The sequence below is a fragment of the Sulfurimonas iocasae genome, assembly GCF_047716755.1.
Taxonomy (GTDB): domain Bacteria; phylum Campylobacterota; class Campylobacteria; order Campylobacterales; family Sulfurimonadaceae; genus Sulfurimonas.
Genome location: NZ_CP180409.1, coordinates 757,915 through 775,304, shown reverse-complemented (window position 1 = coordinate 775,304; position 17,390 = coordinate 757,915). Strand labels below are relative to the sequence as shown.

At 29.3% G+C, this 17,390-nt stretch carries 19 protein-coding genes; 4 read left to right on the top strand and 15 right to left on the bottom strand.

Annotation, left to right across the window (positions count from 1 at the left end):
• Positions 1 to 2 precede the first annotated feature (2 nt).
• Genes ACLHDE_RS03905 through ACLHDE_RS03890 form a run of 4 tightly spaced genes read left to right on the top strand, consistent with a single transcriptional unit; the run spans position 3 to position 2,612 of the window.
• Positions 3 to 434 (top strand): hypothetical protein, encoded by a 432-nt coding sequence (locus ACLHDE_RS03905; RefSeq protein ID WP_415397906.1) that lies wholly within the window; start codon positions 3 to 5, stop codon positions 432 to 434.
• Entirely contained in the window at positions 431 to 874 is a 444-nt protein-coding gene (locus tag ACLHDE_RS03900; protein WP_415397905.1) for a hypothetical protein, read from the top strand. The genes ACLHDE_RS03905 and ACLHDE_RS03900 overlap by 4 nt, the downstream gene beginning before the upstream one ends.
• Positions 871 to 1,437, top strand: a complete 567-nt coding sequence (locus ACLHDE_RS03895) for a hypothetical protein (protein WP_415397904.1) — start codon at positions 871 to 873, stop codon at positions 1,435 to 1,437. The genes ACLHDE_RS03900 and ACLHDE_RS03895 overlap by 4 nt, the downstream gene beginning before the upstream one ends.
• Positions 1,434 to 2,612, top strand: coding sequence for a glutathionylspermidine synthase family protein (locus ACLHDE_RS03890; RefSeq protein ID WP_415397903.1), 1,179 nt, complete (start codon positions 1,434 to 1,436; stop codon positions 2,610 to 2,612). The genes ACLHDE_RS03895 and ACLHDE_RS03890 overlap by 4 nt, the downstream gene beginning before the upstream one ends.
• A 25-nt stretch (positions 2,613 to 2,637) precedes the next feature.
• On the opposite strand, the gene ACLHDE_RS03885 is transcribed toward ACLHDE_RS03890, so the two are convergent.
• From ACLHDE_RS03885 to ACLHDE_RS03815, 15 genes are all read right to left on the bottom strand, one after another.
• Positions 2,638 to 2,886, bottom strand: coding sequence for a ComEA family DNA-binding protein (locus ACLHDE_RS03885; protein WP_415397902.1), 249 nt, complete (start codon positions 2,884 to 2,886; stop codon positions 2,638 to 2,640).
• A gap of 50 nt (positions 2,887 to 2,936) precedes the next feature.
• Positions 2,937 to 4,145: a type II toxin-antitoxin system HipA family toxin gene (locus ACLHDE_RS03880; RefSeq protein ID WP_415397901.1), complete on the bottom strand. Its 1,209-nt coding sequence runs from the start codon at positions 4,143 to 4,145 to the stop codon at positions 2,937 to 2,939.
• A complete protein-coding gene (locus ACLHDE_RS03875; RefSeq protein ID WP_415397900.1) occupies positions 4,142 to 4,450 on the bottom strand; it encodes a helix-turn-helix domain-containing protein in 309 nt (102 codons plus the stop codon). Before ACLHDE_RS03875 ends, ACLHDE_RS03880 begins: the two co-directional genes overlap by 4 nt.
• Before the next feature lie 129 nt (positions 4,451 to 4,579).
• Positions 4,580 to 5,416 carry a nucleotidyl transferase AbiEii/AbiGii toxin family protein gene (locus ACLHDE_RS03870; RefSeq protein ID WP_415397899.1) on the bottom strand — a complete coding sequence of 279 codons (837 nt, stop codon included), beginning with the start codon at positions 5,414 to 5,416 and terminating at the stop codon, positions 4,580 to 4,582.
• Position 5,417: 1 nt separating this feature from the next.
• On the bottom strand, positions 5,418 to 6,065 hold the full coding sequence (locus tag ACLHDE_RS03865) for a type IV toxin-antitoxin system AbiEi family antitoxin domain-containing protein (protein WP_415397898.1): 648 nt from the start codon (positions 6,063 to 6,065) through the stop codon (positions 5,418 to 5,420).
• Between the two features lie 176 nt (positions 6,066 to 6,241).
• The gene (locus ACLHDE_RS03860; RefSeq protein WP_415397897.1) at positions 6,242 to 7,237 is read right to left on the bottom strand and encodes a Wzz/FepE/Etk N-terminal domain-containing protein; all 996 of its coding nucleotides are present in this window, start codon (positions 7,235 to 7,237) and stop codon (positions 6,242 to 6,244) included.
• Between the two features lie 109 nt (positions 7,238 to 7,346).
• Positions 7,347 to 9,077 carry a UDP-N-acetylglucosamine 4,6-dehydratase (configuration-retaining) gene (gene pglF, locus ACLHDE_RS03855; RefSeq protein ID WP_415397896.1) on the bottom strand — a complete coding sequence of 577 codons (1,731 nt, stop codon included), beginning with the start codon at positions 9,075 to 9,077 and terminating at the stop codon, positions 7,347 to 7,349.
• The gene (locus ACLHDE_RS03850) at positions 9,077 to 10,036 is read right to left on the bottom strand and encodes an MraY family glycosyltransferase (protein ID WP_415397895.1); all 960 of its coding nucleotides are present in this window, start codon (positions 10,034 to 10,036) and stop codon (positions 9,077 to 9,079) included. Before ACLHDE_RS03850 ends, pglF begins: the two co-directional genes overlap by 1 nt.
• On the bottom strand, positions 10,033 to 10,890 hold the full coding sequence (locus tag ACLHDE_RS03845; RefSeq protein ID WP_415397894.1) for an NAD-dependent epimerase/dehydratase family protein: 858 nt from the start codon (positions 10,888 to 10,890) through the stop codon (positions 10,033 to 10,035). The genes ACLHDE_RS03850 and ACLHDE_RS03845 overlap by 4 nt, the downstream gene beginning before the upstream one ends.
• Positions 10,891 to 10,894: 4 nt before the next feature.
• Entirely contained in the window at positions 10,895 to 12,103 is a 1,209-nt protein-coding gene (locus ACLHDE_RS03840; RefSeq protein WP_415397893.1) for a glycosyltransferase family 4 protein, read from the bottom strand.
• Positions 12,096 to 12,971 carry a dTDP-4-dehydrorhamnose reductase family protein gene (locus tag ACLHDE_RS03835; RefSeq protein ID WP_415397892.1) on the bottom strand — a complete coding sequence of 292 codons (876 nt, stop codon included), beginning with the start codon at positions 12,969 to 12,971 and terminating at the stop codon, positions 12,096 to 12,098. The genes ACLHDE_RS03840 and ACLHDE_RS03835 overlap by 8 nt, the downstream gene beginning before the upstream one ends.
• Before the next feature lies 1 nt (position 12,972).
• Positions 12,973 to 14,094 (bottom strand): non-hydrolyzing UDP-N-acetylglucosamine 2-epimerase, encoded by a 1,122-nt coding sequence (gene wecB, locus ACLHDE_RS03830; RefSeq protein ID WP_415397891.1) that lies wholly within the window; start codon positions 14,092 to 14,094, stop codon positions 12,973 to 12,975.
• The gene (locus ACLHDE_RS03825; RefSeq protein ID WP_415397890.1) at positions 14,091 to 15,113 is read right to left on the bottom strand and encodes a polysaccharide biosynthesis protein; all 1,023 of its coding nucleotides are present in this window, start codon (positions 15,111 to 15,113) and stop codon (positions 14,091 to 14,093) included. The genes wecB and ACLHDE_RS03825 overlap by 4 nt, the downstream gene beginning before the upstream one ends.
• Positions 15,100 to 15,861, bottom strand: coding sequence for a glycosyltransferase (locus ACLHDE_RS03820; RefSeq protein ID WP_415397889.1), 762 nt, complete (start codon positions 15,859 to 15,861; stop codon positions 15,100 to 15,102). The genes ACLHDE_RS03825 and ACLHDE_RS03820 overlap by 14 nt, the downstream gene beginning before the upstream one ends.
• Positions 15,862 to 16,231: 370 nt before the next feature.
• The gene (locus ACLHDE_RS03815; protein WP_415397888.1) at positions 16,232 to 17,377 is read right to left on the bottom strand and encodes a hypothetical protein; all 1,146 of its coding nucleotides are present in this window, start codon (positions 17,375 to 17,377) and stop codon (positions 16,232 to 16,234) included.
• Positions 17,378 to 17,390: the final 13 nt, after the last annotated feature.

Genomic DNA, 17,390 nt, shown 5'->3' with positions numbered 1-17,390 from the left:
ACGTGAGCGTAATTTTAACTCAAACCGACACTACTGTCGGTTTATTATCTCAAGATGATAAAAAGTTACAAGAGATAAAGTCTAGAAAACCTTCCAAGCCTTTTATCAAGGTATATAAAAACTTTAAAACACTTCTAGCATCTGGACATAGAATTCCAGACAAATATAAAAACAATATACGTAGATCAAAAAAAACTACTTTTATTGTAAAAAATAGAGCTTTTAGAGTAGCAGATGTATCTCTAGACTCACAAATACTAAAAGATTCATCTTGGCACTACTCTACTTCTGCAAATGAGTCTGGTAAAAATTTTGATAGAGACTTTTGTGTAGAAAAAGCTGATATAATAATAGAAAATAAAGAGAGATTAAGCCAAAACAGCTCATCTTCTCTTTATAAAATCAATCATAAAAAAAGGAAAAAGATAAGATGATAAAACTTATTCAAGCATTTTTAACTGGTATTTTTTTCACATTTATTTTAGATTTTTTTATATTTTTAGGTATAAAAAACAACTACATAGATTTTTATGAAATTGATTTATATTACAATATCTTATTTGCAGATAATCAAAATATTTATTTTTTTGCTCTCTCGAGTGTAGTTATTGGGTTTATATTTAATTATATCAATAACACAAAATTAAGCTTTATTGTAATTGGATTATTGTCTATACTATCACTTTCAACTCTTATACCGACTATTGGTCATGGTCTTGGTGAAATGATGTTTATGAAAAAAGATGTTACATACAAAAACAGAAAGTACGTTTACAGAGGCGATGTTTATTACAACGGAAGAACTAAAATAACATTTCATGATTATGAACTTAAAAAAATAATATTTCTAAATAAAAAGGATTTGATTAAATGAAGCATATTTCAAGTATAGCAGGTGGTGTTGCACTAGGTAGTGCCGGTGTAATTATGATGAGTGTTCTTAGTGGCTGTGAAGCTCAACAAAAAGAGCAACAAAACCGTTTTTTAGTTATAGAGCAACAAACTAATGGTAAATACATCGTAGTTGAAGAGATGCCAACTGAGGGTCCTAGTAGAGCCATCATACGTGAAAAAGATGTTAACGGTAACACAATTGAGCGCTTTATGAACGAAGCTGAGATGAAAGCTTTGGCCCAACAAGAGTATCAAAAAGTTCAAAAAGGGACATCTGAAACAGTACAAAGTGGAGATAGCAGTGCAGGAATGGGTTTAGCTGGAACTATTCTAGCAGTTGCTGCAGGTTCACTTCTTGGAAATATGATTGGTAATGCACTAATGAACAATAAAAACTTTTCTAAGCGTTCGAGTAGTGTAAATAAAAGTGCTTACAGTCGTTCAGCAGCCTCAAGAGCATCTAGGAGTTCAAGTTCGAAAAAAAGCTTTTTTGGTAGCAACTCAAAAAGATCATCTTATGGAAGCAGAAGTTACAGCGGATGATTAAACTACAAAAAATAAACCCACTAGATGATGCTACACTTGAAGAGTTAGGCTTTACTTGGCACACAGACAGTGATGGTACAAAATACATAAATGATGAAGTAGTAGAAGTTACACAAAAAGAGGCTGAGGCTTACTATGAGGCTGGAAATGAAATATACGATATGTTCGTTGAAGCGGCTGAGTATGTTATACAAAACAATCTTTTTTTTGAACTTGGAATTCCTTTTAACCTAATTGAGACAATCAAAAAAAGCTGGGAAAATGATGTTCACTGGCATATATATGGTCGTTTTGATTTAGCGGGTGGCATTGACGCTAAACCTATTAAACTTATAGAGTTCAATGCTGACACGCCGACCTCTCTTTTTGAGACTACACTTCTTCAATGGGCTCTACTTAAACAAAATGATATGGATGAAAAGAAGCAGTTTAACAATGTCTATGAATCCATCAGTCAAAACTTTAAAAGACTTGTAACTTTAGATGATGATGAAGCGCTATTTGAAGAGCGTTATGATGGATGGAAGATACTTTTCTCATCTGTAGAGGGTAATGATGAAGAAGAAGCTACAACAAGACTTCTACAGCAAATGGCTACAGATGCAGGTTTTAACACAGGCTTTGAGTACCTGCAAAATGTAAACTTTGATGAAAATGGAATCTTTGATGCTAATGACAATCAGTATGAATACTGGTTTAAACTATTTCCATGGGAAGATATTGGAAGTGGTGAGCCAGAACTAGCAACAACACTTAACACTATCGTGCAAAACCAAAAAGCCATCATACTAAATCCAGCTTATACCCTACTCTTTCAGTCAAAAGGTATAATGAAGATTATGAGTGATTTGTTTCCAGATAGCCCATATCTACTAAAAACATCTTTTGAGCCTTTAGAGGGTATTAAACAAGTTGAAAAAGCTGTATTTGGCAGAGAAGGTGCCAATACTAAAATCATAGATGCCAATGGCAAAATAGTTGAGCAAATTGAAGGACCTTATGATAACTACAAAAAAGTCTATCAAGAGTATGTAGATTTCAATAAAGATGAAGAAGGAGCAAAATACCAAGCCGGTGTTTTCTTCGCCTATGAGTCTTGTGGACTAAGTTTTAGAAAAGGCTCAGAGATTATGGACAATATGAGTAAGTTTGTGGGACATGTTATTGTTTAACGTGTTCCACAAATAAAAGAAATCTTTATTTTTTACAATTACTTGCAGTTAAGTTATCTTTATTTTTTTCAAGAAATTTTTTGCCAATACCTTTTACCTTCACAAGTTCATCAACATTTTTAAAGCAGCTAACACTTCTATATTTAATTATTAAATCAGCTTTTTTAGCGCCAATTCCATTTAATCCGCTTAACTCTTTCTTGTTTGCTGTATTAATATCTACAGCACTAAACAATAAACTAAACCCCAAAATAACCATTGCTAAAATTTTCATTTCAACTCCTTTTTTAATTTAAAGCAGTATATAATGAAATTAAATATTTTTCAATTTTTATTGCAAATTGTCATATATTTATTAATAGATCTTTTTGATAATCCTACCTCTTTAGCATAGTATTTAAATTTACTCACTACTTCTTCTATCTCATTAATTATTTTTTCACCATCTTTGATGCTATGCTTATCTGCTAACTTTTTTAGATGTACTCTAGTTGGATTTTTTCCTTCACCCAGATAAGTAGTACTATGTTCTCCTCCTGGTCCAAAAGAAAAAGTCAAATCATAGGCTGGACTAAGATGCCAATTTACTCCATCGAGTAAAAATGAAAAGTTTTTAGCATGATCATCACGATTATGTGTAAAAAAATTGAATACAGCTAAACGAAACATACGCAGTTGTTCATTTACATCTTTTGTAAGATGAAGTGTAAGAGTCAGCAAATCATCATAATCCAAACAAGGTAATCTAAAATCACTATGCACAAGTGCAGCTACTGAATGTATATGCACTCTACTGTCTTTTATCCTATCAAATCTTTTTATTGCAAAATAACTATTTGTTTCACCCTTTAATAGTTTTGTATCAGGTATATTAATATTGGCATCTTTTGCCATAAGAGAATAGATATATTCCAATTTACCAACTTCACTCTCATCAGATGCACTTGGAAATTTAACTATATAATGTTCATAGCCTTCATAAAGCTTTTGACTTCCATGTATTATTTCATCTTTTGAGTTTATCTGTATCATAGCTTTTGGTCTTGCCCCTGCACTTGAACCACCGATACTTAAAAGTGTATCCAATAGCTCAATATCACTGCCTTTAAGTATTTTTTGCGATGCATCTGCTAATTTGTCCAATACTACCTTATCTTTAACTATTGGCAACTTTTCAAATATAGGTTCATAACTCAATGCACCGATTCCATATTCACCAATATAGCTTAACCTATCAAGTGGTGTTATATCTCTAAAGCCTATGCCTTTTTCCATAAGATATCTATCAAGCAGTAATTTTCCCCAACCATCTGGCAAACTATCAGCAAATACTCCAAAAAGTCCTTCAAAGATATTGTCATCACAAGAATGAACTCCAGACTTTAGTGGTAGTTTATAAGGGGAGAGTTCTATACCCTTTTTTAAAAATTCTTTATCATATTCAAAATATATAGTTCTATCTTTTAAAGCAAGTCTTCCAACCATTTGTTTATCATAAACACCATTAAGATATACAATGACAGTTTTTATCACTTTATACTACCTCTTTTTTTTATGTGCTTTTGTTTCATCAACTCATCTATAGAATCAGGCACTTTTTTCTTAGGATTTGCTAAATAATTAAAATCATCTAAACACTCCAATATCAGAGAGAGTTTTAAAAGAGATTCAAGTGAGATTTGCCCAGTAGTTTCAAATCGCTTCAGACTTCCCAAGCTTACACCACTTTTAGTAGATAAACCTTCTTGAGTCAAATCACACTCAAGTCTTTTTTCTTTATATTTAATTCTTATTTCATTTAAAATCAGAGGCGGCGTTGAAATATTTAAGTTTAACATATTAGCTCTTAACAGTTTATTTGTAGTATTATATCTATTATATTAGCTGTTGTCAATTCTTCAAGTTCTAATCCATTCGTCACTGCGAGCGAAGCGCGGCAGTCTACTTACTTTATGTAATCTCACTCTTCAAAACTGGATTCTATCTGCTAATAATTTAAAATAATCTTTTGACCAGATATCAAGGACTTTTTCATCAGATATAAATCTCTTTATATCTACCTTAGCACTTTTGATATCAAGAGTATCTATTTTTTCTTTTAAAGTTTTTAAAAATAGTTCCTTTGTAAAATATTCTTTACCATTTAAATTATTACTTTGCTTGGCTCTAATAGTTAAATGATCTAAGTTTAAAATAAAATTATTTTTTACATACCACTCAAAATCATACCAATCTCGTCCTTTTACACGCTTTTTCCAATTTCTAAATAAAAGAGCATGCATTTTTCCAGCGTACAAATCTTTTGAAGCAAAGCATTTAACATAAAATGAAAATGGTTGCAATAAAAGCTTTTCTTCTGTATCAAACCCTAACGGAGGATTCGTATTAACTTCAAATTTTATCTTAATTTGTCTATTTAGTTTAATTGGTGTTGTTAATGATAGTACATGGACATCTGTATTACTTTTTAGAAAAGCTGATTCAATATCTGATTTTTTAGTTTTAATTTTGCTATCAATAGTAATTTGAATTCCCAATGCTTCAAACTCATCTTTAACAGCTTTAAAATAGGGATCTAATTTAAAATCATTTTGTGGTTCCAAAAGAGAAAAATCTAAACCTTCTGAGTATCTATCAAGTTTATAGAAACTTCTTAGAGCGGTTCCGCCATAAAAAGCAGCTCTTTGGAAAAACCCACCACGATAAAGTCCAGCCAATGCAACCTCTTGTAGTATCTCTCTGAGTGCATTGTAATAGTCTTCATCACTTTTTATACTGTATTTTTTTAGCATTTGTTCTAGCATATTAATAAGCCTGTACTTTTTCTATGGTTTTATACAATAACTGTAAAGTTTTAACTTTATAACCACATTGTATACACTTTTCAATTGTACTTAAACTAAACTCTTTTAAGTCATCTAAGTCTACTCGTAAATCATCTTCTAAATACTCACGCATTGCTTTAACAGATGTTATGCCAAGATTTTTAGTAAAAATTATTTTGTCGCATAAGGCTTTCTCTACAGTTGCTATCATAAATGTTGTTTTGTCTTTGTTTTGATAAATAGTGATACCTTGTGCGTATAAATTAACGGGAGATTTTATATAGGTAAATCTTCCAAAAGGAGTTTCATAACTTTTTAACATTTTAGTTGTTACAGATGTTATCTCATAAACTCTTTCTGGAATAAGTCCATAAAAAGACAAAGCATAATCCATAGATATGTATGAGGGCCCATAAATAATATTTGCCAAAAGTTCTTTAGAAGCGCTTTTTTCATTATATATATCTCCTAGTACATATAAAGATTGTTTTATCCTTATAAGCTCTTCATTTTTTATCATCTGCTTTATTTTGTCATTGGGATTTTTATAACCGCTCAAATAATTCAATAATGTAGAATGCGTGAAAGGTACTGCTCCAAGTTGCTTTAATCTTTTTAATAACTTCATAAGTAGATTGTACCATAAATGGTAATTTTTAGATAGCTAATATGATTAAATCATTGTTACTATAAATAAATTAGTATATTATAGATACGATAGTAGATTGCTTCGTTCCTCGCAATGACGGGAAAACACCTCGTAATGATGGAGAAAGATGTCCCTGCGAGCGAAGCGTGGCAGTCTTATACAGGCTTTTCTTCTTCTCTAAAGCCTTTTATAAACTCCATAAAAAACACTAAAAATATTGATAAGATAAGACCAGATACAAAAGCCACAATAACTATTAGCTTTTTCTTAGGTTTTATTGCGTAATCGTTAGTCATTATAGTACCAATAATTTCAGTATTTTTATAGTTGTATGGTTTCATTAAAACCTTTAAATTTTTCAACTCTTCTTTGAAATTCTGAATTTTAACGACTTCTATATCATCTTTTTCTTTTTCAAAATTTTCCAAAGAGTCTTTTAGTCTACTCGAGACATCACTTATATATGTCTGTTTATTTATTTGAATTGCCGCTAAAGTAGGGCTTATATTTTTAATTTTTTTAAAATTATTTTCTATTTCTAGCAAATTGTTTTCATATCTTTGAATATCTTTTTTATACCTAGCTATTTTATCTTCTAATGATGGAAGTGTTTTTATATTCAAAAGTTGTAAGTTAGCTGTTATCTGTTTTACTTGAGCCTCACGATTTTCTTTTATCTCATCAAGTATTTTTCTATGCTTTATTTGCACGAATTTTATTACTTTATGTAATTCATCAACTATTAGTTCATTTGAAGAACCAAGAGCTGAAATTTCTAAAAGATTTTTCTGTTTTTTATATAATTCAATTTTTTTGATTTTAGCTTCTCTGTCTTTTTCATTTTTTAAAATATCTATGAATAAAACTTCAAGCTCTTTAGAAAGTTCAGAGGCATCTGCAATAACAATCTTTGTATCGGCATTAGCATTAGCATTAGCATTAGCATTAGCAAGTTTATACTCACCAATCTTAAGTATAACCTTTGCTTCATACACCTTTGGAATAGTATAGGCATAAATAATAGCTCCAATTGTAATAATCGCAGTAATTGCAATTATTTTTACTTTATTTTTTATAAGAGTTCTAAACAGCTCTCTTAAATCTATTTCATCTTCTGCGTATCTTTGTATATTTTGTTGATTATCTTGCATTTATATCCCATTTTTTTCGTTTATTATTCAGTCAATATGATAGTTAAATTTGTATATAAAACTACTTAAATTAACTCCGTCACGGCAAGCGTTACGTTGCAGTCTTTTATTAATTCAGTTGATGATTAAACTCAGGAACAATCTCTTTTAACTTTGCTAACTTATCACTAGTAGTAATAAGGTCTTCTATATCTCTATTTAACTTAGTTATATCATATTTTGTCGGTTTTGCAACAGTTATAGACTCATATTCTGTTTGACAGTCTGTATCATCCAAAAGTAGTTCTTCATATAACTTTTCTCCAGGACGAAGACCTGTGAAGTCTATGCTTATATCTTGAGAACCACTTAGTTCTATCATCTTCTTAGCTAGGTCCACTATCTTTACTGGCTCGCCCATATCAAGTATAAATATCTCTCCACCAGTTCCTATAGCTCCAGCTTGAAGAACAAGTTCACACGCTTCTGGGATGAGCATAAAGTACCTTGTAATATCGGGATGCGTTACCGTTATGTTTTGTCCATTTTCTATCTGAGATTTGAACTTAGGGATAACACTTCCACTACTACCTAATACATTCCCAAATCTTACAGCAACTATATCAGTTCCATTTCCATTAGAGTTTTGTGCATAAAGTTCACAAATTCTCTTAGTAGTCCCCATGACATTTGTAGGTCTTACTGCCTTATCTGTAGAAATCATAACAAATTTTTGTACACCATATTTTATAGATGCATCTATGACATTCTTAGTACCAATAATATTGTTTATGATGCCCTCATGTATATTCACTTCAACAAGAGGCACATGTTTATAAGCTGCCGCATGTATGACAATGTCTGGCTTATAGGCTTTAAAAGTAGCATCTAAACTCTTAGCATCTACTACACTTTGCATAATACAAACTTTTTGTACATTTACAAGTTCTTCAGCTATAGCATAAAGATTGTATTCGCTATGGTCTAAAAGTATAAGCTTTTTAGCACCGAACTTTTCACACTGTCTGCAGATTTCACTACCTATACTTCCACCAGCACCAGTCACTAAGATTGTCTTCTCTTTTATGAAACTTTCAATTTTTTCTTTATCTAAGTCTTTTGGATGTCGCGCAAGTAAATCTTCAACAGATATGTCTTTAAGCTGAGTAGAAAAATCTCTACCTTCAAGTATCTTATCCATCGATGGCAACACCTGTATAACTTTAAAGTAACTTGAGAGTTTTTCATATATATCTTTTATTCTCTCTTTTGAAGCTGATGGCATCGCAATAACTAATAAGTCCAGCTTAGTTCCAGATATTTTTTCTTTTAAACTCTCTTTTGAGATAACTTTGATGGCATCTATAGAACGGTTTTGAATTATTTTATCATCATCTACAAAGTATTTTACTCTATATTCACTATTCATAAATTCAGATTCTAGTTTTATACCTGCCCTTCCAGCACCATATATAACTACTGTTTTTGTTTTTATTATACGACTTTTGTTCATCAAATAGTAGTAAAGATACATCGTAAAATTCACAACAAAAAGATATAAAAGAAGTTCAGATACTAAAAATGAAAATCTGACTTTACCGTAAAATACAGGCAGATAGACAATAAAGGCTGCTATATTTACAATACTTTTTATAAGAAATGATTTTTGAGTAGCTTTCGACCAAGCAAGAGAGTAATCATCAAAGATAAACCTAGATGCAACAGCACGTATTAAAATAACACTAAGAACTATATTTATATCAAAGGGCTGATGAAATATAAAAAATGTCCACCAGAATGTGATAAGTGAAAATATAATTATGACTAAAAAGTTTAATATACGTTTGTTTATATAAAACACTAAAATGCCTTCTTTTTATCTACTAGTTTAATAATACCATAAAGAACTATAAGTGCTATAAAAAACGCAACAAACACATTTGAAATAAAATAAACTAGGCAAAAAAGTGTACTATTAAGTAATATAGAAAAAATCACAACTTTGCTGTGAGACCAACCACTTTGAGTAAGTCTTTGATAAGCATGTTTTTTGTGAGCAAGACTTAACTTTTCACCATTTTCATATCTTCTGTAAAGCGTTAAAGTTGCATCAAACCAAAACAGTCCAAAAAGTATAATCCACAACCAGAGATTTGAACCATCTTGGTTTGCATAATAAACAGTAAATATAGCTACGTTGTAGCCAAGAAGTGTACTGCCAACATCTCCCATAAATATTTTTGCTTTATGCCAGTTCCAGATCAAAAAACCTAATACTGCAAAGATAAGTACAAGAAAATGACTTCCACCAAAAAGTAAAAAACCTGCCACTCCTAAAAAGACTGCTTCACTTCCGGCATATCCATCAATACCATCTAAAAAATTATAAAGATTTATAAACCAAATTATCATAAAAAAAGCAAAGATATTTGTAAGAATTTGATTATCAATACAAATCACACCTAAATCAAAACTTTCTAATCCACCTAAAAAATACAATCCAAAAAAAGCAACTAAACTTTGAACTGTAAGTCTTAATTTTGCACTAAGTTCATACAAATCATCAAGGTATGAAATGACAGATACAACTATCCCAATCATTAAAGCAAAATACAAAGAACTCTCAATATCATTGATATAATATAAATAAGTCAGACCAACAAACCAAGTAATAGCAATAGCAATACCACCACCATGAGGAGTAGGAGTTGTATGAGAACTTCTATCGTTTGGTATATCAACTAATGATTTTTTTAGTGCTATTCTTTTTATGTAGTAAGTCAACATAAATGAAAGTAGTAATAAAACAATATATGTCATTTATTTATGTCCTTAATCATAAATCTAACTCCGTCATCTGTACTATATGTATTTTGATATTCTAAAACTTTTTTCGTCCTACTATTATTGACTTCTAAACTCTTATATAGTCTTTTGTGAAAAGATGGCTTAACTAGCTTTAAAAAACTCTCAAAAAAAGGAATTTTTACTAAATATACCTTTTTATCTAACTCTCTTGCTATCAATTCAATTAACTTTGTTGTACTCAAAGGCTTATCATCAGATGCTAAAAATACACCACTTACTTGCTTTTGAATAATCACATCAATCATATGACAAAGATTACCAATATAAACCATACTTCTCTTGTTATCAATTTTTCCAAAAGGTAAAATAGGAGCTTTGTTCACCAGATTTATAAGGTTTTTTATATTAGCTTTTACACCATATCCATATATGATTGGTGTTCTTATAATTGAAACTATAAAGTTGTCATCTTCTAAAATTTTAAGTTCTTGTTCTGCTTTTAATTTAGTCTTTCCATAATCATCTTGTGGCTTGCATATAGTATCTTCATTATAAGCTATATCTGTTTCTTCTCCATACACTTTAACTGTGCTCATAAATATAAAATGCTTAACTCCTGAAAGTTTTGATTTTTTTGCTAACTCTAGAGTTTGAAGAACATTTATCCTCTCATATTCTTCTACGCTTGCTCCACCCATTTGATGAACTAATGCTGAAAGATGAATAATTGTATCTGTATTAGATAAATCTAACTCTTTAAAACTGTCATTTAAAAATGAAAAAGTATTTATACTGTACTCATCATTGTATTTATTTATAAAATAACTTCCAACAAAACCTGTTGAACCTGTAAGTATAATTTTCATTAGCTCATCTTTTCAATAACTCTAACAGAGAGTTAATAATATTTTCTTTATTAAATTGAGTGCCCGTAAGATACTCACAATTTTTTGTAAATTCTTCTATATTTTTTTCATCTGTATCAATACATTTAATGAAAGCTTCTTTTATTTCAGAAATGTCATCTGGCTTAGCACAGTAGCCCAAATTATTATCTTTTATAATATCAGAAGCATCTCCATTTATCACGGCTAAAATAGGTTTATTTGCTGCTATATATGTTTGAACTTTTGCTGGTACAGTTAGCGAAAATATCGGTTTATCTACCAAAGAGACTATTAAAAAATCACTCGCTTTAAAATATTTATACATTTCATCTCTTGGCTTTCTTCCCCAAAAAATAATATTTTTAAAACTATTTTCATCTACTAAATTTTTTAAAGATTCCAAGTGTGAACCATCACCGATAATATTTAACTGTGTTTTTTGAATATACTCACTTGGTAAACCACCAAATGATTTTATAATATTGTCAAGATTTTGAACTTTACCTATATTTCCGGCGAAAGTAAAATGAACTTTTTCATCTTCACTGAATTTAAAAGATACCAGTTCTTTGTTAAACTCATCAGCCCAGTTCGGCAGATACTCTATTTCTTTATCATTTTCTACATATGGTTTAACTCTTTTTATAAAACCTTGTCCAGAAACAGCAAAATTGGAACAATTTATATAAACAAACTTTACAAAACCATCTAAAACAAACTCTAATAACTTTCTTTTTTTAAATCCATAAGCATAAACACTGTCCGGCCAAATATCCTGTATCCATAAGGTTACTTTTTTGCCATAAAACTTTTTTAGCAAAATAGCTGGCACCATTCCAGTTAAGGCTCCAACATCAAATCCAAAAACATAGTCATATCTTTTTCCAATTTTAAGACTTACCAAACTTCCTAAAAACATAAAAGCGAAATATTTCAATAATTTTTTAAACAGGCTCTCTCTATAACCGGTAACTGCTTTTACTCTGTAAATATTTATACCATTATAAGTACTTTTAGAATACCATTTATTCTCATATTCTTCAAAAGTCATCCCAAGTGGATATGTTGGACTTTGAGTAAGTACATCAACTTCGTACCCTTTTGCTTTCCATGCTAACGCAATTTCATTTATTTTAAATTCTTCAGGATAAAAATATTCAGTTACGATTAGAATTTTTCTATTATTATTCACTGGCACTTTCTTCATTATATTGTGCATAAAGTTTTTTATTATCAGCTATTAAATCTGTCATCTTTTTTACCATCTCATCATAATCAGGAATAATATAATTCATCTCTTTTCTAGTATCTATAAAACTTTTATCAACTTCGTTGCCATCAACTGCAACTATTTCAATATCTTTTTTAGTATATTTTTTAAACAGCTTAAGAAGATCATTTTTATTTATTGATTTATTATTTGTGACATGATATAAACCAGTAACATCATTTTCTATAGCCCATTCAACAGCTTTAGCAAGCTCCAGTGTTGTAACACCAGACCAGATAGCTTTTGTAAATCCATTGATACTTCCTGATTGCTTCATAAACCAATGAAAGAGACCTTCACCTTTTGACTTTAACTCTAGTCCAATAATAGATGTTCGTAGAGTAACATTAGTATCATCTATTACTTCACCAAGTGCTTTAGTTTTTGAATATGTATCTTTACCATCTTTTTCATCAGATTCAATATATTTTCCTTTTGTACCAGAAAATACACAATCAGTAGATATGTGAATTAACTTGGCGTTAATATTTTTAGCAATATTTTTTAGTTGATGCGGCAGATATGCATTAATGTAAATAGCATTAGCCATATTATTATTTGCACCACCTATTAACACACCAATACAATTAATAATATAGTCTGGATTGATTTCAACTATAGTGTCAGAAAGCGAATCTTGACTTGTAACATCTAAAATGATTGTTTCTTCTCTAAATTTATTTCTGAATGAAATATCAATAACTTCATACTTATTAAATTGTAAAAAGTAGTTTACTATCTGATGTCCAAGCATCCCAGTAGAACCAAGAACTAAAACTCTTTTTTTCATATTAATATTTTTTCCAAACTGTTCTATTTATATAATCAATATAGCTCACAATTATTCGTACTACTTTTTTTGAAACATTATTAGTGTCATAATCTTTAACTAAGAGCATTCTGTTTTCATTATTTTGATTTGTAACAATTTCTATGGAATTTAGAATATTATCACTTGTAAGTCCAGACATTATTAAAGTACCTTCATCCATTCCCTCTGGTCTCTCATGAGTTTGTCTTATTGTAATTGCAGGAAAGCCTAATATTGAAGATTCTTCAGTTATCGTTCCACTATCAGATATAGCACAAAATGAGTTCATCTGTAGTGCAATATAATCAAAAAATCCAAGTGGTTTCATAAATTCTATAAGCGAATTAAAGTCTTGTTTATCTAATGTTTCGAGCCTTTTTCTAGTTCTAGGATGTGTTGATACGATAACCCTTTTATTATATGTCTCAGCAATAACATTTAAGGATTCTAATAAATCACTAAAATTTTGTTCACTATCTACATTTTCTTCTCTATGGGTACTAACTATAAAAAAATCTTTTTCTTTTAAAACCAACGTCTCTAATACTCTAGAATTTTCTATATTTTTTCTATAATACTCCAAAACTTCAAGCATTGAAGAACCTGTTTTAATTATAGTTTCAGGTTTTATACCCTCATCTATCAAATATCTTCTAGCATGCTCAGTTAAAGTCATATTAATATCACTAAGTTGATCTACAATTTTTCTATTTATCTCTTCTGGTACTCTTTGATCAAAACATCTATTTCCTGCTTCCATATGAAAAATAGGTATTTTTCTTCTTTTTGCTGATATTACAGATAAACAACTATTTGTATCACCATAAAGTAAGATAGCATCTGGCTTAATTTCTTCTAATAATTTATCAGACTTACTGATAACATTAGCAATTGTTTCAGCTGCGTTATCGGCTGCTGCATTTAAAAAATAATCTGGTTTTTTTATACCCATCTCATTGAAAAAAACTTCATTAAGCTCATAGTCATAGTTTTGCCCGCTATGAACTAAAATATGATTAGTATATTTTTCAAGCTCGGCAAGAACCCTACTTAACTTTATGATCTCAGGACGAGTTCCGACTATGGTCATAACTTTTTTCATGAAGAAACTCCGAACTCTTTTAAGTCACTTTGAATTTCTCTAAGATAAAGCAACATATCTTTCAGCTCATTTTCACTTAGTCTGTGCGTATTGTGTGAGTGATAATCTTCTGCTTCAGTTATAATTTCGCCATCTTCAAAAAATTGATTATAATTTAAATCTCTTGTATCTGATGGTATTCTATAATATTCTTTCATATCAATAGCATGAGCCATCTCTTCTCTTGTAAGAAGTGTTTCATAAAGTTTCTCACCATGTCTTGTACCAATTATTTTAATGACATGATCTTTATTATTTAATATATTCTTTAAAGTATTAGCAAGAAGCTCTATAGTGGCAGCAGGTGACTTTTGTACAAATATATCTCCATTTTTTCCGTTTTTAAATGCAAACATAACCAAATCGACCGCATCGTCTAGGCTCATCATAAACCTTGTCATATTTGGATCAGTGATAGTTATATCTTGCTTATTTCTAATCTGATTGATAAACAGTGGTATCACTGAACCACGACTTGCCATAACATTTCCATATCTTGTACAGCATATAATAGTTTCATCCCCAAGGTTTCTAGACTTTGCAACCGCTACTTTTTCCATCATAGCCTTACTTATACCCATAGCATTTATAGGATATACCGCTTTATCAGTACTCAGAACTATTACTTTTTTTACTTTATGTTTTATTGCAATATTTAAGACATTCTCTGTTCCAATTACGTTTGTCTGTACAGCCTGCATAGGATAAAACTCGCAAGATGGAACCTGCTTTAAAGCGGCAGCGTGAAAAACGTAATCTACATCTTTCAAAGCATCTTCTAAAGAGTTTATATCTCTTACATCACCAAGATAAAATTTAAGTTTATTGTTGGTATATTTCTTACGCATATCATCTTGTTTTAATTCATCACGAGAAAAAATCCTAATTTCTTTTATATCAGTATTTAAAAAGTTTCTAAGAACTGCATTTCCAAATGAACCTGTTCCACCTGTGATTAGTAGTATTTTATTTTTGAACATTTTCCACCTTTATTATTTTATCAAATATGTCTAGAACATTTTTATATTTTTTTGTTTCATTTTTAATTAAATAGTGTTGATTTTTAAGAATTATATCTTTTATATCATTATTAGCTAGTAAAGTGATTTCATCTATTTTATTTACAAGTGACTCAACATCAAATAACTTATAAATCAGTGTATCATTTCCATACACACTTTTACTATAAACTTCATTTGGGACTATTGCCAAAATACCATTTTGAATAGCTTCTATTACATGAAGACCAAGTGTCTCAATCACTGATGTTGATATTAAAATAGTATTATCTTCAAATTGCTTTTCTATATCATCTTTTGGAATATAGCCTAAACAAACTGTTTGATTATCCAAATATTTATCCCAAAGTTTAGAATTATTTAACTGTTCTTTTGTAAGTGTCACTACTATCTCGAAATCAAACTTATTTTTTTTTAGCTTGACCATCCCTTTTACAAAGTCTTCAAAGTTTTTATGTAAATACTCAAAATGAGGACCTACTATATATAAAAATTTTATTTTTTTTGAAAACTCATAATTTTTTGGCTTACATAATTCACTTTCAAAAAAATTTATATCACTTTTTATAAAAAACTTTTTATTTGATATATCTATAAAATCAGATATATTATTTTGTACATGTATGGATTGAACTTCTACATACATTGCTTGCTTTAGCATAGTATTAAAAACTAATCTTTTAAAAAATATTTGCTTTAACCATTTCATATATTCTCTTTTTTCAAAATATATTTGATCTATTTTTTTACTATAAAATAATAGATTATGGACTTTTATTAGTTGCGGTACTTTTGAAAAAAATTGTGCTGTACCGGAAAAATTATATATTAACTCTATATTGTTGTTCTTTATAAATTTTCTAAAAATGATATTTTCATAATAAAGTCTATAAATAAAACTGTTATTTTCAACTAATGTAAACTCTAAATTTTTATCCTTTTGATATTTCTCAATTAACTTTAAAATATTAATATTTTTATTACAAATTATTATATATCTACTGAAATTATTATTTTTTAACTCGCTTAATAATTTATCTACAACAGTTATACCGCCAGAATCTTGGACACCCAATATATTAATGAGCATATTTAATCTTGATTATCTGTCTCATATTATAAAGCATAATTTTAAATACTTTAAATATTAGAAGTAGTATCAGTAAATTTAAAGGATACACTATAAGAGATTGAACGTCACCGCCAGATAGCATATCAAGTGTAAAATAATATGGGAATAGTTTAATCAATAACTTTTCACTTTGTGACATATGATAAAGGATTGCAAGAATCACAACAAATAAACCTGCTCCTAAATAACTTAAAAAATAAAATCTTACGAATCCCAAACTTTCAGTATGTCTACCGATTCCTTGTTCATGTGAAATAGTTTGACCCCTTAATTCATATGCACTTTTTTCTTCAAATGGAATATATAAATTATTTAAATCAAACAAATCTCCTGGAACCATTCTATTGAGAGCTCCACCTATCTCATATATGTATTCTTTTAAATTAATATCAAAATGATATGAGCTACTATTTGTTATAAAAGCCAATAGAGTGTCAAAATATCCTCCAAATCTGTGTGAAACTTCTGAAAATATATATAAGATTGTATCGATACTAGAAATCAAATATTGAGCAAAAGAAATATTATGAAAAAGCTCTGGATACCTTATATAATTTACCAATAAAAACATTATAGGACCAGTTGCTAGACCGAGTGCTCCAAGGAAGAAAATATTTTTTCCACGATTATCATTAAATAATAATTTTGAAATTAAAAGTGAAATAAAAAGACTATAAATTACTGCTTTCGAACCCGACATTAAACTAGTTGATACCATTAAAATAATAAATATATATTTTTCTTTAGTAGTAAAGAATGGCGCAAAAATTAAAAAAGATAAAGGAAATAAGAATTGACTCATTCTCACAAATGGTTGAAATAATGTTGGGACAGTATATCCAACTGTAAAACCTCCACTTAAGACAACTACAAAGTTTATAATTAGGTAGCTATATAATAAAATCTTAATAACTTCAATTTCTTGAAATGTAACTTTAACATTCGATTCATTTTTGTTAAAATTCCGAATAGAGTATAATATAATTCCTACTAAACTAAAAATAATACATAAATATATAATTGCATCTGAAAAAGATTGATTTAAATAAAAATAACTATCATACCAAAACTCATTTTTAAATAAACCGATCACTATAATTCTATGC